Below are 17,626 nucleotides of genomic sequence, written 5' to 3'. Positions count from 1 at the left end.
TCGTACGACGTCGACATCGTCGCTCTGGCGTGTGCATGTTCCGACGATCCACGCGTCGAACGACTCGTGGATCGTCGCAGACCCCGTCCGCCTCAGACGGCCGACCCCGCCCCGGCCGCAGCCACCTCGAACGACGCCCCCGGCAACCGCTTCCGCATCACGTCGATCGCCGCCGGGTTGTCGTCCACCAGCACGTACCGCCGCCCCAACGCCTGTGCCACGGCGCCCGTGGTCCCGCTGCCCGCGAAGAAGTCGAGCACCCAGTCGCCCTCGCGTGAGGACGCCTGCACGATCCGCCGCAGCACCCCCTCGGGCTTCTGCGTGGGGTAGCCGGTCTTCTCGCGGCCGGTCGGCGAGACGATCGTGTGCCACCACACGTCGGTGGGCAGCTTGCCGCGCTCGCGCTTCTCGGGCGTGACGAGCCCCGGCGCCATGTACGGCTCGCGGTCGACGGCCTCGGAGTCGAACCAGTACCGCGAGGGGTCCTTCACGTAGACCAGGATCGTGTCGTGCTTCGTGGGCCAGCGCGTCTTGGACTTGGCGCCGAAGTCGTAGGCCCACACGATCTCGTTCAGGAACGACTCGCGGCCGAACAGCGCGTCGAGCAGCACCTTGGCGTAGTGCGACTCGCGGTAGTCGAGGTGCAGGTACAGCGTGCCGTCGGTGGCGAGCAGCCGCCAGGCCTCGATGAGTCGGGGTTCGAGGAACGACCAGTAGTCCTCGAACCGGTCGTCGAAGCGCATCAGGTCGCCGCGCACCCGCTCGTAGGTCCGGCCGTGGAACCCCATCACGGGGCCGTCGGCCTTCGGGACGGCGGAGGTCGCGTGCCGACGCTGGTACCGGCCGGTGTTGAACGGCGGGTCCAGGTACACCAGGGTGAAGGAGCCGTCCGGGTACGCGGGGACCACGTCGAGGGCGTCGCCGAGGACGACGCGGTCCGGGCCTCGGTCGTCTCCCCTGCGCACGGACCCATTGTCGCGCACCGAGCGAGCACGCTCGACGCGCACCGCACCGCGCCGCAGCGAGCGGACACGCACCGCACGCCCAGGCCCCGGCGTACGGTCGAGTGCATGGCAGCAGCACCCGAGGTCCGCAACGACACCGACAAGCAGCAGTACTCCCTGATCGAGGACGGCGAGGTCATCGGCCTCGCAGCGTACGAGATCGACGGCGACGAGATCCGCTTCGTGCACACCGAGGTCGATCCCGAGCACCGCGGTGGTGGGCACGCGTCGATCCTGGTGCAGCACGCCCTCGACGACGTGCGTGCGAGTTCGTCACGCCGGGTCGTCGCGCAGTGCAGCTACGTGCACGCGTGGATCGAGCGGCACCCGGACTACCAGGAGCTCACGACGCGCTGACGCGGGCGACCCCCAGACGAGCGCGGCGCCCGTCAGCTCAGTACGACCGGTCGTGCGTCCCCGCGCGGGCCTCGTGCCGCCCGGCGCTCCGCACCGCCGGCACCCGAATGAGCACGCTGCCGCTGAGCAGATCGTGGTCGTGGTCCGCCGGAGACGGGGCCTGTTTCGGCAGGCGCGCCTGCCGCTCGTACTCGGCTTGCGTCTCGTGCCGGGTCGGTGCGAACACCTCGTCCAGCATCCCGCCCATGCCTCCGGATCCGCCGCTCCGCTGGGACTTGTTCGACAGGTCGATCCACCCCATGCGATCGGCGATCCACACCACGACGGCCACGGCGGCCACCGCCCCCAGGAAGATCAACCAGTTCACGGCAGCGACGCTACGTGGGCTGCGCGGCGAGCGGATCAGCCGCGCGGGGGATTCTCATCATCCACACGTCTGGTTCATGAGGTCGAGGCGCACACTCGAAGCAGCGGCGGCCGGGACGTCCCCCCTCAGCTCCGGCCGTCGCGTCCACCGTCGACCGAGCAGGGCTCACGGCACCCGCTCGAGCCACTCCTTCGTCGCGAACTTCGTCCGCACCAGCTCCTGCGCGCGCTCCCGCTCGGCCTCGGTCACGTGCCCCTCGGTCGCCCCGTACAGCCGGGTGAAGGTGCCGATCAGCCGCTCGATGATCTCGGCGCGGGTCAGCCCGGTCTGCGAGCGGAGCGGGTCGACGCGCTTCGCAGCACTGGTGGTGCCCTTGTCGCTCATCTTCTCGCGCCCGATGCGCAGCACCTGGACCATCTTCTCGCCGTCCATGTCGTAGCTCATGGTGGCGTGGTGCAGCAGCGACCCGGTGCCGAGGCGCTTCTGTGCGGCCCCGCCGATCTTGCCCTTGGTCGAGGTGATGTCGTTGAGGGGCTGGTAGTAGGCCTCGATGCCGAGCGACTTGAGCGCCTCGATCACCCACTCGTCGAGGAACGCGTACGAGTCGGCGAAGGTCATGCCCTGCACCAGGTCGGACGGCACGTAGAGCGAGTAGGAGATGACGGCACCGGCGTCCATGAACATCGCGCCGCCGCCGGAGATCCGTCGGACCACCTGCACGCCGTACTTCTCGGCGCCGGCGGGATCGACCTCGTTCTTGAGCGACTGGAACGAGCCGATCACGACGGCCGGCTGGTCCCACTCCCAGATGCGCAGCGTGGGACCGCGGCGTCCGGCACCGACCTCTTCGGTCAGCACCTGGTCGAGCGCGAGGTGCTCGTTCGGGCTGATCGGCCCCTCGTGCACGATCTGCCAGTCGTGGTCGCGCCAGGTCGAGGCCCGCGACAGCGCACGGCGCACCGCGACGCCGACGGACTCGGGCGTGAAGCCGAGCAGCACCGCATCGGTCGGGAGGGCCGCCCTCACGGCTGCGGCGATGCCCGCGGCGTCGGTGGTCACGGGGAGCCCATTCACGGCCGCGTCGATGAGCGGCAGCGCGTCGTCGGGTTCCAGGAAGAAGTCACCCGCCAGCCGGAACTGCTGGATCGTGCCGTCGACGACCTCGAGGTCGACGACGACCAGCTTGCCTCCGGGGACCTTGTACTCACCGTGCATGCCGCAACCCTATTCCGGACGGCCGACGGCCCGGCAGTGAGCCGGCCTGGTGACGCGGCCTGGAGGCGCGTGGCGGCGCCGCCACGGGCCTCCAGGCCGCCGCCGGTCGCGTCGCAGGACGCGGCGAGCGCCGTCAGCGCTCCGTCACCCGGTCGAGCCACGCGACCAGGTCGCCGATGACCTCGGCGCGGTTGGTCTCGTTGTAGACCTCGTGCCGCGCGCCCTCGTACACCTGCACGGTCACGTCGGACAGTCGTCCGCGTCGGCGGTACGCCTGCGCCAGACGCTCGATCGAGCGCGGACCCCCGAGGCTGTCGTCGGAGCCGACCTGCAGCAGCATCGGGAGGTCGTGCGGGATGCCCCGTCGCGGGACCCCGAGCAGCCGGAGCGTGTCGGCGAGCCCGAACAGCCCGATGACGTCGGCCTCGACCGCCAGGGGGTCGACCGCCATCGCGTCGATGATCTTCCGGTCGCGGGTGAGCCACTCGTACTTGGTGGGCCCCGACCCCGCGTGCCGGGCGTTGAGGTCGCCGCTGTTCATCCAGCCGGGCAGCCGGTAGGCACTCGCGGACAGGACGACGCCGTCGTAGCGGTCCGACGAGGTGTTCACGATCCGCTGCGCCATGAGCGACCCCCACGAGTGCCCGAGCAGCACGAGCGGCAGCCCGGGTTCGTCGGCCCGCGCGACCGCGCTCATCTGCTCGACCGCGGCGATCGCCGCGCGCAGGCCGCCGGGGCCGAGCCGACCGAGCTTGGCGTGGTCGCCGTCCCACTGGGTCAGGCCGGTGCGTCCGTGCCCGCGGTGGTCGTTGGCGTGCACGGTGTAGCCGGCGCGCACCAGGTCCTGCGCGAGCGGTTCGTACCGGAGCCCGTGCTCCCCGACCCCGTGCGCGATCTGCACGACACCCTTCGGCCGCGCCGCACGCCAGGTCGAGTAGACGATCTCGACGCCGTGGGCGTCGGTGAACGAGGCGTCGCCGCGAGCGGCGGAGAAAGTCGGCACACCCGCATCCTTCCAGACACTGCCATCCTCGCAGACGCGCTCCATCCCGGACCTGTTCACCCGGCGTTCACGCAGGGGGTTCCAGGCGGGCCTAGCGTCCTGCGCATGGACGTCATCGTCATCGTCACGCTGGTGATCGTCGTGGCCCTCGTGTTCGACTTCACGAACGGCTTCCACGACACCGCGAACGCCATGGCCACGTCGGTCGCCACGGGAGCGCTCAAGCCCCGGACCGCCGTGCTCATCTCCGCCGTGCTCAACGTGGTCGGCGCGTTCCTGTCCACCGAGGTCGCCAAGACCGTCTCGCAGGGCATCATCCGCGAGGGGCAGGACGGCATCCACATCTCGCCCACGATGATCTTCGCGGGGCTCGTCGGCGCGGTGCTCTGGAACCTGGCGACCTGGTACCTCGGGCTGCCGTCCTCGTCCACCCATGCGCTGTTCGGCGGGCTCATCGGCGCCTCGATCATCGGCGCGGGGCTGAACTCGATCAGCTGGGCGACGGTGGTGTCGAAGGTCGTGCTGCCGGCGCTGCTCTCCCCGGTCATCGCCGGGGTGATCGCCCTGGTCGCGACGTACCTGGCGTACGTGCTCACGAAGAACGCGACGACGCACGGTGCCGCGACCGGGTTCCGACACGGGCAGACGATCTCGGCGTCGCTGGTGTCGCTCGCGCACGGCACGAACGACGCGCAGAAGACGATGGGCGTCATCACGCTGACCCTCATCGCCGCGAACTACCAGGCCGCCGGCACCGGTCCCGCGCTCTGGGTGATCCTGGCCTGCGGGCTCGCGATCGGCCTCGGCACGTACATGGGCGGCTGGCGGATCATGCAGACCGTCGGCAAGAAGATCTCCGACGTGCAGTCGCCGCAGGGCTTCGCCGCCGAGACGAGCTCCGCCGCGACGATCCTCATCTCGTCGCACCTGGGCTTCGCGCTCTCGACGACCCACGTGACGAGCGGCGCGGTCGTCGGCTCGGGCCTCGGCAAGAAGCTCGCCGACGTGCACTGGTCGGTCGTCGGCCGCATCGTCATCGCATGGGTGATCACGCTGCCCGCCGCTGCGGTGGTCGGGGCGCTCGCGACCTGGCTCGCGTCGACCTCGGCCTTCGGGCTGGTGCTCGTCGCGGTCCTCGCACTGGCCGGCGGGCTCACCTTCTACGTCCTCGCCAAGCGCAAGCCGATCTCGCACGAGGACATCACCACCGAGTCCGGGCCGGCCGAGCAGGCCGAGCCGCAGCCGACCGGCGCAGCGAACTGAGGGGAACGACGATGGACATCGACTTCACCGCGATCGGCACGGTCGCCGGCGTCGGCTTCGTGGCCGCCGTGGGTCTGGTGCTCGTGTACACGCTCGGCCTCCGGCTGCTCGGGACGGGGCAGCCGGACGACGTGGGCGGCGAGCGCACGCAGTACTCCGAGGAGACCCCACGCTCCGGGCACACCCCGCCGGCGGCACTGGCGGGAGCCGTGCTGTGCTTCGCGCTGTGCATCGCCGCGGTGCTGGCGGGCATCTGGTTGACGATCCCCCAGTTCCACTGAGGACGTTCCTTCCCAGAACACCCGCGATGGTTGGTGGAATCGGGCGTACCTGGTCAGAACTTCCGACCAGGTACGCCCGTTCCGACCAGGTACGCCCGATTCGACCCGGTACGCCCGATTCCGCCAGGTACGCCCGGAACCGCCCCGCTCCCGCCTGGGATGATCGAACGGTGACCACCCACCACCACCTCGACGCCACGGTCGACTCCGCCGTCGACGTCTTCACCGCAGAACGCCAGCCGGTCCTGACCGTCGAACCGGGCGACACGGTGACCGTCCGAACCCTGAGCGCCGCGGGCTACACGGAACGCCAGCCGGGCCCGGGCGTCGACGCCCCGACCCTGATCGACCCGCGCCGGGGCCACTGCCTGGTCGGGCCGATCGCCGTCGCGGGAGCACGTCCGGGGATGGTCCTGGCGGTGCACTTCGACGACCTCGTGCCCGACGACTGGGGCTACACGGCCTCGGGCGGGGTCGACTCCCCGGTGAACCGCGCACTCGGCCTGACCGACCCGGCGTCGCGCGGCCCGCTCCTCTGGGACATCGACGTCTCCGCCGGAGTCGCCGTGAACCAGCTCGGCCTCGGGGTACGGACCGCACCGTTCCTCGGCGTCGTCGGCGTCCCACCCGCGCCCACCGGGGAGCACTCCACGATCCCGCCCCGCACGGTCGGCGGCGGCAACGTCGACTGCCGTGAGCTGATCGCCGGCTCGACCCTGTACCTGCCCGTGACGGTGCCGGACGCCCTGCTCCACGTCGGCGACGGGCACGCGGCCCAGGGCGACGGCGAGGTCTCCGGCACGGCGGTCGAGTGCGGCATGACGACGACGATGACCCTGACGCTCCTCGATGCGGCCCCGGTCGAGGGCGTGCACGCCGACACCCCCGCCGGACGCATCACCTTCGGCTTCGACGCCGACCTCAACGTCGCGACGGCCACGGCGCTCGACCGGATGGTCGACTGGATCGCCGGGCTGCACGGGATCGGCCGCGCCGAGGCCCTCGCGATGGCGAGCGTGGCGGTGAGCATGCGCATCACGCAGGTCGCGAACCGCACGTGGGGCGTGCACGCCCTGCTCCCGCACGACGCGATCCTGACGGACGCGCGGCTCTGAAGGCCGGGAGGCCCGCCCAGCGCGAGCCGACCGGCGCACGCTGGGCGGGCCTCCAGTCCGACGTTCCTTCCCATCGCGCCCGCGCTGGAAAGCGGAAACGGGCGTACCTGGTCGGAAGAACCGACCAGGTACGCCCGTTTCGACCAGGTACGCCCGGAACGACCAGGTGCACCGGACCCGTCAGTGGGCGGAGTAGCCGCCGTCCACCAGGTGGTAGCTGCCCGTGATGAACGAGGCCTTGTCGCTCAGCAGGAACAGCACGAGCGCGGCGACCTCGGCGTCGGTGCCGAGCCGCTTCGAGGCGTGCTCGTCCTCGAGTGCCGCGATGGCCTCGGGCGAGAGCGACTTGCGGAGCAGCGGGGTGTCGATGAACCCGGGGCCCACGGCGTTCGTGCGGACGCCCTGCGACGAGTACTCGAGCGCGGCGACCTTGGTCAGCCCGGCGAGCGCGTGCTTCGAGGCGACGTAGGCCGCGTTCTGGGCCATGCCGACCGTGCCGAGCACCGACGCCATGTTCACGATCGCGCCACCGCCGGCGGCCACCATCGCGGGGATCTCGTAGCGCAGCCCGTAGAAGACGCCGTCCAGGTCGACCGCACGGACGCGGTCCCAGGCGGCGATGTCGTACTCGCCGATCGGCTGCGGTGCTGCGCCGATGCCGGCGTTGTTCACGGCCAGGTGCAGCGCGCCGAACGTGTCGACCGCGAACTGCACCATGCGCTCGTTGTCCGCGGCGACCGCGGAGTTGGCCTCGAACGCGCGGGCGGTGCCACCGGCCTCCACGATCGACGCGGCGACGCGCTCGGCGCCCGCCAGGTTGATGTCGGCGACGACCACCGTGGCGCCCGCCGCGGCGAGCTCCTTCGCTACCGACTCGCCGATGCCGCTGCCACCACCGGTGACGACGGCGACCTTGCCCTCGAACTCGGACATGTTCTCCTTCTCTCTCGGCAACACGTGTTGTCTACAACCACGGTACACCCGAAATGAAGTTCGTTCGCTGAACTAATGAGATAGGCTAACGACCGATGACCGACGCCACCGACCTCCGCATCGCGGTGAACCGGCTGTCCCGCACCCTCCGTGCCCAGAAGGCCGACTCGAGCGTCACGGACGCGCAGTTCTCCGCCCTCGCCCGCCTGCACCGCGACGGCGCCATGACCCTGGCCGACCTGAGTCGGCAGGACGGCGTCACCCCGCCCTCGATGACGAAGACGGTCGCGGTGCTGGTCGAGCGGGGCCTGGTGTCGAAGTGCGGGCACGGCGACGACCGCCGCAAGGTGCTGCTCGGTGCGACGCCCGCCGGAGCCGCCTTCGTCGAGGAGACCCGACGCCGCCGTGACGGCTGGCTCTCCCCGCGACTCGCAGCACTCACCGCCGACGAGCGGAGCACCCTCGCCGACGCCACCGAGATCATGAGGAGGCTGGCCCAGCAGTGACCGCCATGTTCCGCTCCCTCGCCGGACGCAACTACCGCATCTGGTTCGCCGGGGCCCTGGTGTCGAACGTCGGCACCTGGATGCAGCGCACCGCCCAGGACTGGATCGTGCTGACCCAGCTCTCGGACAACAACGCCGTCGCGGTGGGCATCACGATGGCCCTGCAGTTCGGCCCCCAGCTGCTGCTCCTGCCACTCACCGGGCTCGCCGCCGACCGGTTCGACCGCCGGAAGATGCTCATGCTCACCCAGGGTCTGATGGGGTTGCTCGGGTTGGGGCTCGGCGTCATGGTCCTCACGCACACCGCCACCCTGCTCGCGCTGTACGGCTTCGCCCTGGCACTCGGCATCGTCGCCGCGTTCGACGCCCCGATCCGGCAGGCCTTCGTCTCCGACGTCGTGCAGGGCGAGGACGTCTCGAACGCCGTCGCGCTGAACTCCGCGTCCTTCAACGCCGCACGCCTGATCGGCCCCGCGGTCGCCGGTGTGCTCATCGCGGCGATCGGCTCCGGATGGGTGTTCGTCATCAACGCCGGGTCGTTCCTGGCCGTCCTGCTCGCACTCCGGTTCGTCGACCCCGCGCAGCTCGCCGAACGGGTCCGGGCGGGCCGCGGCAAGGGGCAGATCGTCGCCGGCTTCCGGTACGTCCGCACCCGACCGGACATCGTCGTCGTGCTCTGCATGATCTTCGTCGTCGGCACGTTCGGCGTGAACTTCCCGATCTTCACCTCGACGATGGCGCGGGTCGAGTTCCACCAGGGCGCCGGCGAGTTCGGACTGCTCAACTCGGTGATGGCGGTCGGCTCGGTGCTCGGTGCGCTGCTGTCCGCCAGACGGGACAAGCCGCGGATGCGCACCCTCGTCCTCGCGGCGGGCGGGTTCGGGCTCGCGTGCACCGCCGCTGCCCTCGCCCCGACGTACTGGACCTTCGCGATCGTGCTGGTGTTCGTCGGGCTCGCGTCCCTGACCTTCATGACCACGGCGAACGCCCTGGTGCAGACCACGACGAAGCCCGCGATGCGCGGCCGCGTGATGGCGCTCTACATGGCGATCTTCGCGGGCGGCACCCCCATCGGCGCCCCGCTCGTCGGTGCCGTCGCCGACGCCTTCGGCCCACGCTGGGCGATCGTCGTCGGCGCGGCCTCGGGCTTCGTGGCGCTCGGGATCGCGCTCGTCTGGCTCGTCCGGTACCAGCGGGTCCGGCTGCGCTACGACGCCGACTCGCGGCTGCACCTGGCGATCACGCACGCCGTGCCGGTGGTCGGCTCGCGCGCGGCGCTCCGCCGCGAGCTGGAACGCGACGAGACGCTCGCCGAGCGCTCCAGCGCCGTCTGACGGACCGGCGGGTCGCCCTGCCCGTCGGCCGACGGCCCGTGACGCACCGACCGTCGGACGGGAGGCCCGCACCGGCGCCGCCACGGGCCTCCCGTCCGGCGCCACCCGGGCACACGGCCGCGGTCACGACGCGCGGACCGGCCCGGTCCCGCCACACCCGCGCCGACGCGGCTCCGGACACGCGCGCCGGGTGGGCTCAGAGCACGGGTGCGGACGACGCGAAGACGCGCTCGTCGAGGGCCGCGGCGACGCGGTCGGCAGCGACCGCCAGCCGTTGCCCGACGTCACCCGCCACGGCGAGCGCCGACTCCTCCGGGATGCCGTCGAGCAGGACGCGGACCTCGTCGAACCCGGCGACCTCGTCCGCGACGCAGGACGGGGCGACGTCGGCCAGGCACTCGGCCGCGCGGTGCACCGTGAAGCGCAACGACCGCGGGCTGTGCGCGTCGAGGAGCAGGAAGGCGGCGGCGTCGGACGGCAACGGTGGGTGGTCGCGTCCGCGCAGGAAGGCCTCGCCCGCGCCGCACGCCCGGAGCGCCGCCGTCCACGAGGTGACCGCGTCCGGCTCGAGCAGCCGCGACGCCAGCAGCCGTGCGGTGGAGGCGCAGCGGGTGAGTGACCGCCCGAGGGTGAAGAACTCCCACACCTCGTCACGGCTGGCGTCACCCTCGACCACCCCGATGGCGAGGGCACTGCGCTCCCGCACCCAGCCGAGGAACTCGTGCGCCCGGTCCGGGGCGATCTTCCGGGGCATCCGCGACCGCGTGACGTCGAGGCAGTCCCAGAGCTCGCTCGAGACGACCTCGCGGGCGCGGCGTGCGTGGTCGCGGGCGACGGCGACCGCGGCGGCGATGGACGCGGGTTCGTGCCGGTCGAGTGCGAGGGCGTCGACGGTGGCGGCACGGTCCGGGTCGTTCGCGGGGCCGGTGGTCCCGATGACGCTGCGGAGCTCGGTGGACACGAGCCGGTCGTCGTCGAGGGTGCCCGGTTCGCGACGCGCGACGTAGACGTCGAGCAAGCGTGCGACGACGTCGGTGCGCTCCACCGCGCTCCCCACGTGGAAGACGTTCCCCGCGAGGCGGCTCAGCACGGCTGCTCCTGCATGTCCAGAACCTAACGAGCCGGCGTTGCCGGGGTGTTACAGAACCGCGTCACGGGTGTTGCAGGTGTCCCGTCTCCGCGCTCGCTAGACAATCTAACTAGAGCGTCTAGCATTGGGGCATGACGTCCGAGGTGATGACCAGCACCGCGGGGTACTGGTACGAGGACTCCGCGGTCTCCGCCGTGGACGTCCTCAACGCCCTGCGGCGGTACCGGACGGCCGAGAGCGCTGCGCAGCGCCGAGCGCGCGAGGCACTGGGGATCGGCGAGAACGCCCTGTTGGCACTCCGGTTCCTGATCGACGCCGAGCACGACGGCCGCACCGTCAACGCGAAGGACCTCGCCGAGCGGCTCGAGATCACCGCGGCGTCGACGTCGGCGCTCGTCGACCGGCTCGTCCGCAGCGGTCACGTCGAACGGCACGCCGATCCGAACGACCGCCGTGGTGTCATCCTCACCGCCACCGGCACCTCGATGCGGCACGCGCTCCGGGTCATCGAGGAGCTCGACGCCCGCGCGCTCGAGGTCACCGAGCACCTGCCGAGCAACGAGATGGCCGTCGTCGTGGACTTCCTGGACGAGATGGTCCGCGTCGTGGACGAGCTCGACGCCGGGTCGGACCACCTCCGTCGCGCGTAACCTGGACCGCATGGACCCTCGCGGCGAACACCACCCCGAGGACGACATGCCGTTCGCCGAGCTCGACTCGCGGGCCCGTGCCGACGCCGCGCTCCGACGGATCCAGGCCGGGTCAGATCCGGCTCGTGAGGCGTTCGACCTCGCCAACACCATGAACGACGAGGCCGTGGGGCGGCTCACGAAGCGCCTGCGGCGGCTGTTCCGTCGGGGCTGATCGGTCGGCGGATCCGCGCATGTGGGTGTGCGCTTGCGCGTGCGGGCGCCCGTGCGTCAGAACGCGGTGCCGACCGCGGCGATGTCGTCGCCCCCGTGGCCGGCTGCGCTGGCATCGGCGTAGACGCGTCCGAGCGCCTCGAGCAGCGTGGTGGACACCCCGGCGGTCCGGGCGGCATCGGTGATGAGTCCGATGTCCTTCCGCAGCCCGTCGAGTGCGAACTGGGCGGGGAACTCGCGGGCGATCATCGCGGCGCCCTTGGTGTGGGCGTAGGCGGAGTCGCTCGCGCTGCCCTCGATGGCCTGCAGGAACAGCGCGGGGTCGAGCCCGAGCGCCGCCGCGAGGGCCAGGGACTGCCCGGTCGCCGCGGTGATCGAGGCGATCCAGGCGTTCGCGGCGAGCTTGAGTGCGGTGCCGTCGCCGACGTGGTCGCCGGCGCGGACGGTCTTCGCGCCGATCGCGTCGAGCACGGGGTCGACACGGTCGAGCAGGTCCGCCGGTCCGGCCGCGAGCATCGTGAGCTTGCCCTGTTCGGCGGGGGCCTTCGTGCCGAGCATCATCGCCTCGACGAGGGTGATGCCGTACTTCTCGGCCAGCTGCACGATCGTCGCGGTGCCGTCGACCCCGATCGTCGAGGCCTGCACCCACACGGCGTCGGTCGGGGCATCGCCGGCAGCCTGCTCGAGGACGTCGACGACCGCATCGGTGTCGAACAGGGTGAGCAGGACGACCTCGGCGTGCTCGACGGCAGTGCCCGGGTCGCTCGCCACCGTCGCGCCGCGGCCACCCAGGGGCGAGGCCTTGTCGGCACTGCGGTTCCAGACCGTCACCTCGTGGCCGTCGCGGAGCAGTGATCCCGCCACGCCGGCACCCATCGCCCCCGTCCCCAACACCGTCACTCGCACGTGCGTCTCCGTCCTGGCGCGACAGCGTGCCGCGACCGCTCCGACGCTACGCCCGCCGCCGTCAGAGGAGGCCGCGAGCCTGCAGCCAGGTGGCCGGGTCGATCGGGGTGCCGGCCACGATGACCTCGAAGTGCAGGTGGGCGCCGGTCGAGACGCCCGTGTTGCCGACGGCCCCGAGGCGCTCCCCCGCGCCGAGGACCTGGCCGGGGCGGACGTCGATCGCCGACAGGTGCCCGTACCGCGTCGCGGTGCCGTCGGCGTGCTGCAGGAGGACCTGGTTGCCGTAGCCACCGAGGACACCCGCCGAGACGACCCGGCCGGGCAGCGCGGCGACGACCGGGGTCCCGATGGCCGCGGCGAAGTCGACCCCCTGGTGGTTCGACGAGCAGGCCGCACAGCCGACGACCCAGCGGGAGCCGAAGCCACCGGCGTCGGGGATCGCACCGACCGTGGGGCGGACGGCTCCACCGGTCGGGCCCGAGCCACCGGGGACCCGGAGGGCTGCGGCAGCACGGCCGACCGAGAAGTCGTCGCGGCCGGCGGTCGGCCCGGTGGAACCGTCGGCGACGAAGTGCTGCATGCCGGCCGATGCCGACGTGGCTTCCGGAGTTGTCGGAGCGGCGACGGCGGTCTGCGGGGAGCCGACCGCGACGAACAGGCACGTGACGGCAGTGACCGCCGCGGCGGGGAGGGTCCGCCGGGCGGGGATCCGGAAGGACGCGGGGCGGCGGCGCGTGGGAGCGGCCGGCTGCGTGGAGGCAGCCGGCCGCGTCGGAGCGGCCGACCGCGTGGGCCGACTGGGCTGTGGAGGCCGGATGCGTCGTGCGGGCTGGGTGGAAGCCGGGGTGGCGGGAGGGGGCACCGCCACCCCGGCGGCTCGGAGCGGCCCCGGCTGTGCAGCGTGCCGTGCACGGCGCGGCCGGGGCGCGGTCGGTCGGGCGGCGGCGCGGCGCTCGGCACCGCGTGGGCGCCGGGGCAGGCCGTCGTCGGGGGTCGTCATCGTGCGGTGACCAGCCCGGTCAGACGCGGACGACGCCGTCACGGGCGATCCGGTCCAGCTCGCACACGACGGCGTCGACGACCGCGCGGGTGATCGCGTCGGCGACGGTCTCGACCAGGACGAGGTGCTCGGGGCGGATCGTGACCTCGGTCACCAGGGCCGATGCCACCCGGACCGGGATCTCGTCGATCGCGGCGACGAGGGCGGCCGGCACCAGCGTGGAGTCACCCGGGCGGACGGGTGCGGACATCGGCGAGGTCGGCACCGGGGTGACGACGGCGAGCGCCGGTGACGGGGTGGAGCGCACGGTGGAGTGCGGAGCGTCGGCCTGATCGCGACGCTGGGCGATGGAGTCGAAGAGCGGGGTGGAGGACATGCTGCGGACGGTCCGATCTGGATGTCGTGGCTGGTCGTTCTCGGGCGACCGGCGATGGCGGCGTGCCGAGCGGCACGTCCGCCATTCAACCATCGATATTTCAGATGTGCAATAGTGACCGGACAGTCGCGGTGATCAGTCGGGGTCGACGGCGGCAGCGGTCGGGTCGTCCGGCTGCAGCGCACGACGGACCCGCTCCACGATCGTCGCGGGCGGGTTGTTGTAGGTGTTCGCCGGCTCCTGGCCGCTGAGCTCCTGGATCGCCGCCATCACCGCATCGGTCGCGTGGCGCCGAGCACGACCGGACGACGCTTCGCCGAAGGACGACAGGTCGATCGGCTGCCCGAACTCGATCGTCACGCGGGCGAGCTTCGGCAGCCGGGACCCGACCGGCTGGACGTCCTCGGTGCCGGTGAGCGCGACGGGTACCACGGGGGCGCCACTGGTCAGCGCCAACCACGCCACACCCGTGCGGCCCTTGTAGATCCGGCCGTCGAGCGAGCGCGTGCCTTCCGGGTAGATCGCGAACGCCTCGCCCTCCTGCAGGCGTGCCAGCCCGAGGTCGAGGGCCTGCTGCGCCGCCGCGCCCGCGCCACGCTCGACCCCGATGGCGCCGATGCCCCCGAAGAACGCCCGCGAGACGGCTCCCTTGACACCCGAACCCGTGAAGTACTCCTGCTTCGCCAGGAACGACACCTTGCGCGGTGCCATGAGCGTGATCGCGGGCGAGTCGATGAACGAGCGGTGGTTGCTCGCGAGGATCACCGCACCACGCTTCGGGACGTTCCGACGACCGATGATCTTCGGGCGCCACAGCAACCGGGCGAGCGGGGTCACCACCGCGCGACTGAGCACGGTGGCGAACTTCGTCGAACCGGACACCGGACCTCCTCGTGGTGACGAGCTACCGAGTGTAATGAGGCGCGCGGAGGGCACATGCCCGGAACGGCATGCAGTGCTGGTCGGGGGTCAGTCGGCCGCGGCGACGACGTCGAGGACCGCGCGCCCGTAGCGCTCGAGCTTCGCCGCGCCGACGCCGGAGATCTCGCCGAGCTGGTCGACGTCGGCCGGTCGGACGGCGGAGATGCCCCGGAGTGTCGCGTCGTTGAACACCACGTACGCGGGGACGCCCTGCTCGCGGGCCTCGGCAGCACGCCAGGCACGCAGGGCCTCGAACAGGCCGACGGCTTCCTGCGGCATGTCGGTGACGACCGTCCGTCGACTGCTGCGTCCGGCTCGCGGAGCCTTGACCGGGTCGCGACGCATCCGCACCTGCACCTTGCCCGTCAGGACCTCGGCGCTCGTGGGACTGAGGACGACCGTGCCGAAGCCGTCGCCCGACACCGCCGCGTAGCCCTGGGCCAGCACCTGTCGTGCGACCGCGCGCCACTCGCCCTCGGACAGGTCCGCGCCGATGCCGAAGGTCGCCAGGGTGTCGTGCTGGAGTTCCTGCACGCGGGGCGACCGCTTGCCGATCAGGATGTCGACGAGGTGCGAGACGCCGTACCGCTGGCGGCGCTCACGCTCGAGCCGCACGACGGTGGACAGCAGCTTCTGCGCGGGGACCGTGCCGTCCCACGACTCCGGCGGCGCGATGCACGTGTCGCAGTTGCCGCACGCCGTGCTCTCCTGCCCGAAGTACGCGAGCAGCCGAACCCGGCGGCACTCGATCGTCTCGCACAGGCTGAGCATGGCGTCGAGGTGGGCGCTGAGCTGCCGACGGTGTGCGGCGTCGCCCTCGGACTGGTCGATCATCCGCCGCTGCTGGACGACGTCGTTCAGGCCGTACGCGAGCCACGCGGTGGCCGGCAGCCCGTCACGACCCGCACGGCCGGTCTCCTGGTAGTAGCCCTCGACCGACTTCGGCAGGTCGAGGTGCGCCACGAACCGGACGTCGGGCTTGTCGATGCCCATGCCGAACGCGATCGTCGCCACCATGACGACGCCGTCCTCGCGCAGGAACGTCGACTGGTTGCGGGCACGAACCCGGGCGTCGAGGCCCGCGTGGTAGGGCAGGGCGTTGATCCCCTGCTCGGCCAGGGCGGACGCGGTGCGCTCGACGGAGTTGCGGGACAGGCAGTACACGATGCCCGCGTCGCCGCTGTGCTCCGTGCGGATGAAGGTGAGCAGCTGCTGCAGCGCACCGGTCTTCGGTTCGATGCGGTACTGGATGTTCGGCCGGTCGAAGTCGGCGACGAAGTGCGCGGCGTCGTCGAGGCCGAGACGTGCGGAGATCTCGCGGTGGGTCTGCGGCGTCGCGGTGGCGGTCAGGGCGATGCGCGGCACCGTCGGCCACCGCTCGTGCAGGACGCTCAGTTCGAGGTAGTCCGGGCGGAAGTCGTGGCCCCACTGGGCGACGCAGTGTGCCTCGTCGATGGCGAACAGCGAGACACGTGCCCGGTCGAGGAGCGCTCGGGTGGACTCGAGCCGGAGCCGCTCGGGCGCGAGGTAGAGCATGTCGACCTCGCCCTGCACCACGGCACGCTCGACCCGGGACCGTTCGTCGGGGCCCTGCGTCGAGTTGAGGAACGCGGCGCGCACGCCGTTCGCGGCCAGGGCGTCGACCTGGTCCTGCATGAGGGCGATGAGCGGCGACACCACGACCCCGACGCCGTCGCGGACGAGCGATGGCACCTGGTAGCAGAGGGACTTGCCGCCACCGGTCGGCATGAGCACCAGGGCGTCACCACCGGCCACCACCTGGTCGATGATGGCCGCCTGCTCGCCGCGGAAGTCGTCGTAGCCCCACACGCGGTGCAGCACGTCGAGCGCAGCGGCACGGGGTGCGGACACGGCAGCGGGAGCAGACACGGCAGCGGACGCGGGCGTGGTGCTCATGCCACGAGCCTACGGGCGACCGGCGACACCCACCGCACTGTCCACAGCACCGTCCGTGTCGGAGCCGGCACGGTGGTCGGAACCGGCCACGTCGTCGGCGCGGGCCGGCGTGGTCGCCCAGCCCGTGCCTCCCGGCCGGGTCCAGCGGACGCCGCCCGCCCAGGCCGGGGTCACACCGCGGAACCGGGGCGCCTCGTGGCCGGCGAACCGGCGGTCCAGCCCCCGCCACCACGCCAGGAACTCGACCATGCCCCAGAACGCGAGCGACGTGACGAGGGTGACGAGCGTCCCCTGCCACGTGCCGTTCGCGTCCGACGAGGTCAGGTCGATCCCGGACCAGCCGGGCGCCTGCAGCACGAAGATCATGATGTTGTTGAACGCGTGCTGCAGGACCGTGGCCTCGAGCCCGCCGGTCCGGAGGACGATGATCGCCGCGATCAGACCGAACGAGCCGACGTCGAGGATGCCCCAGACGTTGTAGCCGTTCGGGATGTGCAGCACCGCGAAGACGACCGTCGAGACCGCCACGGCGATGACCGTGCCGACGCGACGCGGGATCCACGACGCGACGGTCTGCATCAGGAAGCCGCGGAAGATGTACTCCTCGGCAGCGCCCTGGAACGGGACGAGCAGCACGACGAGGACGATCGTCAGCGTGAGGGTGCCGAGGGAGACCGTCGACTGGCCGATCGCGTCGTGGTTCCAGGCGAAGCCGCCGTCGGTCGTGATCATCCCGCCGTCCCAGAACAGGCCGGTCTGGACGACGAACATGACCGCGGCGATGACGAGCGTCGGCAGCAGGCACCAGGCAGTCCAGGCCCACCGGACCCGGAACCGCGTCGACGACAGGATGCCGGCCGGTCCGATCCGCGCGATCTTCACGGCGAGCAGGATGCCCGGCAGCAGGACCACGAGCGACACCAGCGACAGCGACAGGATCAGCGGGTCGGTGGGGTCGAGCGCGCCACCGGCCAGGTCGTTCTGCAGGTCGATCAGGGCTTGCGGCCCCTGCGTTGCGCCGATCGGCACGAAGTACGCGACCGCGATGACGATCTGCGAAACGAGGTACCACCCCGCCAGGAACGCGAGGGCGACGAGCGGCCGCCACCACCTCCACCGTCCGTCGATCCGGGGCAGGCGCTGGTAGGGAACACTCACGCACCGCAGGGTACCGG

General features: G+C 71.9%; 20 protein-coding genes. 8 read left to right on the top strand and 12 right to left on the bottom strand.

Features of this window, described 5'->3' with window-relative positions:
• Window positions 1-92 precede the first annotated feature (92 nt).
• Window positions 93-965 (bottom strand): site-specific DNA-methyltransferase, encoded by an 873-nt coding sequence (locus DEJ04_RS07455; protein ID WP_111030830.1) that lies wholly within the window; start codon window positions 963-965, stop codon window positions 93-95.
• A gap of 105 nt (window positions 966-1,070) precedes the next feature.
• Here DEJ04_RS07455 and DEJ04_RS07450 point away from each other — a divergent pair, with 105 nt between their 5' ends.
• Window positions 1,071-1,361 (top strand): GNAT family N-acetyltransferase, encoded by a 291-nt coding sequence (locus DEJ04_RS07450; RefSeq protein ID WP_027465074.1) that lies wholly within the window; start codon window positions 1,071-1,073, stop codon window positions 1,359-1,361.
• Window positions 1,362-1,398: 37 nt separating this feature from the next.
• On the opposite strand, the gene DEJ04_RS07445 is transcribed toward DEJ04_RS07450, so the two are convergent.
• The 3 genes from DEJ04_RS07445 to DEJ04_RS07435 all read right to left on the bottom strand — a co-directional run bounded on the left by DEJ04_RS07445 (window position 1,399) and on the right by DEJ04_RS07435 (window position 3,946).
• Window positions 1,399-1,728, bottom strand: a complete 330-nt coding sequence (locus tag DEJ04_RS07445) for a hypothetical protein (protein ID WP_110864355.1) — start codon at window positions 1,726-1,728, stop codon at window positions 1,399-1,401.
• 165 nt (window positions 1,729-1,893) lie between these two features.
• Window positions 1,894-2,943: a biotin/lipoate A/B protein ligase family protein gene (locus DEJ04_RS07440; protein WP_111046701.1), complete on the bottom strand. Its 1,050-nt coding sequence runs from the start codon at window positions 2,941-2,943 to the stop codon at window positions 1,894-1,896.
• Window positions 2,944-3,076: 133 nt separating this feature from the next.
• On the bottom strand, window positions 3,077-3,946 hold the full coding sequence (locus DEJ04_RS07435) for an alpha/beta hydrolase (RefSeq protein WP_111046700.1): 870 nt from the start codon (window positions 3,944-3,946) through the stop codon (window positions 3,077-3,079).
• Window positions 3,947-4,051: 105 nt separating this feature from the next.
• On the opposite strand from DEJ04_RS07435, the gene DEJ04_RS07430 reads away from it, so the two are divergent.
• From DEJ04_RS07430 to DEJ04_RS07420, 3 genes are all read left to right on the top strand, one after another.
• Window positions 4,052-5,209, top strand: coding sequence for an inorganic phosphate transporter (locus DEJ04_RS07430; RefSeq protein WP_111046699.1), 1,158 nt, complete (start codon window positions 4,052-4,054; stop codon window positions 5,207-5,209).
• Window positions 5,210-5,220: 11 nt separating this feature from the next.
• On the top strand, window positions 5,221-5,490 hold the full coding sequence (locus tag DEJ04_RS07425) for a hypothetical protein (protein WP_111046698.1): 270 nt from the start codon (window positions 5,221-5,223) through the stop codon (window positions 5,488-5,490).
• A 170-nt stretch (window positions 5,491-5,660) separates the two neighbouring features.
• Complete coding sequence (locus DEJ04_RS07420; RefSeq protein WP_111046697.1) at window positions 5,661-6,605, top strand: acetamidase/formamidase family protein; 945 nt, start codon at window positions 5,661-5,663, stop codon at window positions 6,603-6,605.
• Between the two features lie 180 nt (window positions 6,606-6,785).
• Here the strand turns inward: DEJ04_RS07420 and DEJ04_RS07415 are convergent, their stop codons facing one another.
• Window positions 6,786-7,538, bottom strand: coding sequence for an SDR family NAD(P)-dependent oxidoreductase (locus DEJ04_RS07415; RefSeq protein ID WP_071406021.1), 753 nt, complete (start codon window positions 7,536-7,538; stop codon window positions 6,786-6,788).
• A 95-nt stretch (window positions 7,539-7,633) separates the two neighbouring features.
• Between DEJ04_RS07415 and DEJ04_RS07410 the strand changes: the two genes are divergently transcribed.
• Both DEJ04_RS07410 and DEJ04_RS07405 read left to right on the top strand, forming a co-directional pair.
• Window positions 7,634-8,044, top strand: a complete 411-nt coding sequence (locus tag DEJ04_RS07410; RefSeq protein ID WP_071248270.1) for a MarR family winged helix-turn-helix transcriptional regulator — start codon at window positions 7,634-7,636, stop codon at window positions 8,042-8,044.
• On the top strand, window positions 8,041-9,378 hold the full coding sequence (locus DEJ04_RS07405; RefSeq protein WP_375334727.1) for an MFS transporter: 1,338 nt from the start codon (window positions 8,041-8,043) through the stop codon (window positions 9,376-9,378). The genes DEJ04_RS07410 and DEJ04_RS07405 overlap by 4 nt, the downstream gene beginning before the upstream one ends.
• Window positions 9,379-9,574: 196 nt before the next feature.
• Here the strand turns inward: DEJ04_RS07405 and DEJ04_RS07400 are convergent, their stop codons facing one another.
• Window positions 9,575-10,468: an alpha-E domain-containing protein gene (locus DEJ04_RS07400; protein ID WP_111046695.1), complete on the bottom strand. Its 894-nt coding sequence runs from the start codon at window positions 10,466-10,468 to the stop codon at window positions 9,575-9,577.
• 131 nt (window positions 10,469-10,599) lie between these two features.
• Between DEJ04_RS07400 and DEJ04_RS07395 the strand changes: the two genes are divergently transcribed.
• Entirely contained in the window at window positions 10,600-11,118 is a 519-nt protein-coding gene (locus tag DEJ04_RS07395) for a MarR family winged helix-turn-helix transcriptional regulator (protein ID WP_110864346.1), read from the top strand.
• Between the two features lie 10 nt (window positions 11,119-11,128).
• Window positions 11,129-11,332, top strand: coding sequence for a hypothetical protein (locus DEJ04_RS07390; RefSeq protein ID WP_027465064.1), 204 nt, complete (start codon window positions 11,129-11,131; stop codon window positions 11,330-11,332).
• 56 nt (window positions 11,333-11,388) lie between these two features.
• Here DEJ04_RS07390 and DEJ04_RS07385 read toward each other — a convergent pair whose 3' ends face one another.
• The 6 genes from DEJ04_RS07385 to DEJ04_RS07360 form a co-directional block, all read right to left on the bottom strand.
• On the bottom strand, window positions 11,389-12,225 hold the full coding sequence (locus tag DEJ04_RS07385) for an NAD(P)-dependent oxidoreductase (RefSeq protein ID WP_258371335.1): 837 nt from the start codon (window positions 12,223-12,225) through the stop codon (window positions 11,389-11,391).
• Window positions 12,226-12,298: 73 nt separating this feature from the next.
• The gene (locus DEJ04_RS18590; RefSeq protein WP_220035553.1) at window positions 12,299-12,817 is read right to left on the bottom strand and encodes a M23 family metallopeptidase; all 519 of its coding nucleotides are present in this window, start codon (window positions 12,815-12,817) and stop codon (window positions 12,299-12,301) included.
• A 439-nt stretch (window positions 12,818-13,256) separates the two neighbouring features.
• Complete coding sequence (locus DEJ04_RS07375; protein WP_111030844.1) at window positions 13,257-13,613, bottom strand: hypothetical protein; 357 nt, start codon at window positions 13,611-13,613, stop codon at window positions 13,257-13,259.
• A gap of 135 nt (window positions 13,614-13,748) precedes the next feature.
• A complete protein-coding gene (locus DEJ04_RS07370) occupies window positions 13,749-14,495 on the bottom strand; it encodes a 1-acyl-sn-glycerol-3-phosphate acyltransferase (RefSeq protein WP_111046693.1) in 747 nt (248 codons plus the stop codon).
• 87 nt (window positions 14,496-14,582) lie between these two features.
• A complete protein-coding gene (gene recQ, locus DEJ04_RS07365; protein WP_111046692.1) occupies window positions 14,583-16,451 on the bottom strand; it encodes a DNA helicase RecQ in 1,869 nt (622 codons plus the stop codon).
• A gap of 9 nt (window positions 16,452-16,460) precedes the next feature.
• Window positions 16,461-17,609, bottom strand: a complete 1,149-nt coding sequence (locus DEJ04_RS07360) for a CPBP family intramembrane glutamic endopeptidase (protein WP_111046691.1) — start codon at window positions 17,607-17,609, stop codon at window positions 16,461-16,463.
• Window positions 17,610-17,626: the final 17 nt, after the last annotated feature.

It is taken from the genome of Curtobacterium sp. MCLR17_044 (genome assembly GCF_003234435.1).
GTDB classification, from domain to species: Bacteria; Actinomycetota; Actinomycetes; order Actinomycetales; family Microbacteriaceae; genus Curtobacterium; species Curtobacterium flaccumfaciens.
Note: the sequence above shows the minus strand (reverse complement) of the source record. Positions and strands in the feature narration are given on the sequence as shown.

What these genes read in the sequence shown, in the direction of transcription:
- DEJ04_RS18590 (WP_220035553.1), bottom strand. Translation starts at nt 12,817, where the DNA reads ATGCAGCACTTCGTCGCCGACGGTTCCACCGGGCCGACCGCCGGCCGC.
- DEJ04_RS07425 (WP_111046698.1), top strand. Translation starts at nt 5,221, where the DNA reads ATGGACATCGACTTCACCGCGATCGGCACGGTCGCCGGCGTCGGCTTC.
- DEJ04_RS07430 (WP_111046699.1), top strand. Translation starts at nt 4,052, where the DNA reads ATGGACGTCATCGTCATCGTCACGCTGGTGATCGTCGTGGCCCTCGTG.
- recQ (WP_111046692.1), bottom strand. Translation starts at nt 16,451, where the DNA reads ATGAGCACCACGCCCGCGTCCGCTGCCGTGTCTGCTCCCGCTGCCGTG.
- DEJ04_RS07440 (WP_111046701.1), bottom strand. Translation starts at nt 2,943, where the DNA reads ATGCACGGTGAGTACAAGGTCCCCGGAGGCAAGCTGGTCGTCGTCGAC.
- DEJ04_RS07410 (WP_071248270.1), top strand. Translation starts at nt 7,634, where the DNA reads ATGACCGACGCCACCGACCTCCGCATCGCGGTGAACCGGCTGTCCCGC.
- DEJ04_RS07390 (WP_027465064.1), top strand. Translation starts at nt 11,129, where the DNA reads ATGGACCCTCGCGGCGAACACCACCCCGAGGACGACATGCCGTTCGCC.
- DEJ04_RS07415 (WP_071406021.1), bottom strand. Translation starts at nt 7,538, where the DNA reads ATGTCCGAGTTCGAGGGCAAGGTCGCCGTCGTCACCGGTGGTGGCAGC.
- DEJ04_RS07395 (WP_110864346.1), top strand. Translation starts at nt 10,600, where the DNA reads ATGACGTCCGAGGTGATGACCAGCACCGCGGGGTACTGGTACGAGGAC.
- DEJ04_RS07375 (WP_111030844.1), bottom strand. Translation starts at nt 13,613, where the DNA reads ATGTCCTCCACCCCGCTCTTCGACTCCATCGCCCAGCGTCGCGATCAG.
- DEJ04_RS07450 (WP_027465074.1), top strand. Translation starts at nt 1,071, where the DNA reads ATGGCAGCAGCACCCGAGGTCCGCAACGACACCGACAAGCAGCAGTAC.